The sequence below is a fragment of the Streptomyces sp. NPDC107517 genome (assembly GCF_055582645.1).
Genome location: NZ_JBVJPM010000092.1, coordinates 1 through 2573, shown reverse-complemented (window position 1 = coordinate 2573; position 2573 = coordinate 1). Strand labels below are relative to the sequence as shown.

Here is a 2573-nt window from a genome sequence, read left to right as displayed (position 1 = left end):
CTGTCAACGGTCGTGTGGAACTCCCCGTAGGCGGCCAGGAGTTCTCCCTGCTGGCGGCCGTCGAGCTCTCCCCGCTGGCGGCCAGATAGCTCCCCGCCCGCGGGTTGTGGAGGATCAGCTGAAGGGCTTCACCCCCTGTCCGCTGGTGGCTTCGGTGAGCCGATAGCTGTCACCCTGGGTGACGACGATGTGGGCGTGGTGCATGAGTCGGTCGACGGTGGCGGTGGCCAGTGTCTTGGGCATGATCTCGTCGAAGCCGGAGGGGTGGAGGTTGCTGCTGACGGCAACCGAGCGTCGTTCGTAGGCGGCGTCAACCAGCCGGTAGAAGCCTTCGGCGGCATCGGGCGAGACCGGCAGGAGGCCAATGTCGTCGACGATGATGAGGTCGGATCGGATGATCCTGGAAAGGGCCCGCGCGATCGAGTCGTCCGCGCGGTGTCGGCGGACCAACGCGCCCAGGTCCTCGATGGTGAACCAGGTGACGGACAGACCGGCTTCGACGGCGGTCTGACCGAGGGCCTCGGCGAAGTGGGACTTGCCGGTGCCTGAGGGGCCGCAGATGCAGAAGTTCTCGCGGCGGCCGATCCATTCAAGGGTCTTGAGAGCGTCCTGAGTGGGCCGGGGGATCGACGACTTGCCCTCCAGCCAGTCGCCGAAGGTCTTGCCCGTGGGGAACCCGGCCCGCTTGCGGCGGGTGTGGAGATTGGCGCGGTCACGGCCGGCGGCCTCCTCGGCCAGCAGCACCCTTACGACCTCTGCCGGATCCCACCTTTGCGCTTTGGCCGTGGGGATCAGATCGGCCAACGCCCGCCGCAGGTGCGGTAGTTTGAGGCGCCTGGTGAGTTCGAGGGCCTCGGCCAGCGGGTCGCCGCCGGAACCGGGGACGGTGCGGAGTGGGGTGACCATCAGGCGAGATCGCTTTCGTCGTACTCAGCGGTGTCGGGGGCCGGGGCGGGAAGCCCGAAGGAGGCCCAGCCGGAGGTGCCGGGCTGCAGGGAGTGGTCCTCGCTGCGGACGACCGGGCTGGTGTGTTCATGGCCTGTCTGGTAGTCGAGGATCGACAGGAGGTCTTTGTCCGCGAACCGGCCGGTGACGGCCGCCGTTCCCAGCGCCCGGTCGACGTCCGCGACCGAGTAGAGCTTGGAGAGCGCGATAGCCTCGCTCATCTTCGCCTTGACCCGGCGGACGCCGGACGATCCGGCTTCCACCAGCCAGGACGCGGCGCCGGGGCCGAGTGCCAGGAAGGCGGCCTCCTCCGCCGAGGTGGCTCTGGGGACGCGGTCGGTTTCCCTGTCCTGCCTGTGCGGATAGTGCGCGTCGTCCAGGACCGGGTCGCCGGGCCGGCCTCGCCGATGGCGGGCGACCTCCCGGGCCGTTCCCGTCTCGTCGACCGCCGTGACGATGAGCTCGTCGCCGTGGAAACGGGCCCAGACCCGGGCGTCGATCAGTTCGTGCGGGACGGAGTATCGGACCGCTTCGACCGAGATGGTGGACTCCCAGGTGACCCGCCGGGTGGTGCCGAACGCGGCGGTGAAGGGGCGTCGTGGCAGTGGGTGCAGTCGCTGCTGTTCCTCGGCCAGCCGGTCGGCTGGACGACGCCGGATCGCCCTGTGGGTGCGGGAGTTGACCTCCTCGCAGAACTCGCGGCAGGCGGCCTCGAGCTCGCCGAAGGTCTTGTAGTGATCACGCAGGTTGACGTCCTTGGGCACCAGGTCGGCCTTTGCGATGCGGACCGTCGCCTCCGATCCACCCTTGGTCTCCGGGTCCGCCGGAACACAGGTGCGGATCGTAGTTCCGTAATGCCGTGCGACCTCGACGATCTCGGGATTGCGGACCGCGATCCCGGCGACATGGTCGGTGGTCACGGTCTTCTCGTTGTCGGTCAGCACGTAGGCCGGGACCCCGCCGATCCGCCGGAAGGTCGCATCCAGACACGCGGTGATGGTCGGCAGTGTCTTGTCGAGGATCGGGATCACGACGCGGAACCTTGACCAGGCCAGCCAGGCGCACCACAGAGTCGTCTTGCGTCCTTGGATCGTCGGGCCGTCTCCGAAGTCGTACTGAAGCCAGAGCCCCGGCTCCGTGACCCACGGCCGATAGACGCGCCGCCTGCCCGCCCTGAACTGGGCTTTCGCTTCCGCGACCGTGCGGCGGGTGGTGCGTTCCCCGCCCGTGAAGCCCATCGCGGCGATCCGCTTGTGCACCACGTCAGCGCGGATCTTGCCCTGCGAGCGCACCACGAGCTCCTCGATCTTGGGCAAGTAGTCGTCGATCGCACGGGCCCGGTGCCGCCGCTGATCGGGGTGCTGGCCAGCAGCCCGCATCTGCACGTATCGGGCCACGGTGTGGTGGTCGCATCCAGCCAGCTCGGCCGCGGCACGGTAACTGCCTGTCAGGTCATACGCCTCAAGGATCTCCATGATCTCCCTGCTGTTCTTCACCCGCTCTGGGCTGCCCAGAGCGAACTTGTCCAAGCGGGTGGGGAGTTCTAACCAGCCGTACGTGGGGAATCCCGAGGCCGTCAGTGGGGCGCTAAATGGCCGCCCATGGGGAGCTTGGCATGACCGCCGTCA

At 68.3% G+C, this 2573-nt stretch carries 2 protein-coding genes; both read right to left on the bottom strand.

Annotation, left to right across the window (positions count from 1 at the left end; translation table 11 throughout):
* Nucleotides 1–114: 114 nt before the first annotated feature.
* On the bottom strand, nt 115–906 hold the full coding sequence (gene istB / locus ACZ67T_RS46240) for an IS21-like element helper ATPase IstB (protein WP_469993088.1): 792 nt from the start codon (nt 904–906) through the stop codon (nt 115–117).
* Entirely contained in the window at nt 906–2441 is a 1536-nt protein-coding gene (istA, locus tag ACZ67T_RS46235; RefSeq protein ID WP_469993086.1) for an IS21 family transposase, read from the bottom strand. The genes istB and istA overlap by 1 nt, the downstream gene beginning before the upstream one ends.
* Between the last annotated feature and the right edge of the window lie 132 nt (nt 2442–2573).

What these genes read in the sequence shown, in the direction of transcription:
- istB (WP_469993088.1), bottom strand. Translation starts at nt 906, where the DNA reads ATGGTCACCCCACTCCGCACCGTCCCCGGTTCCGGCGGCGACCCGCTG.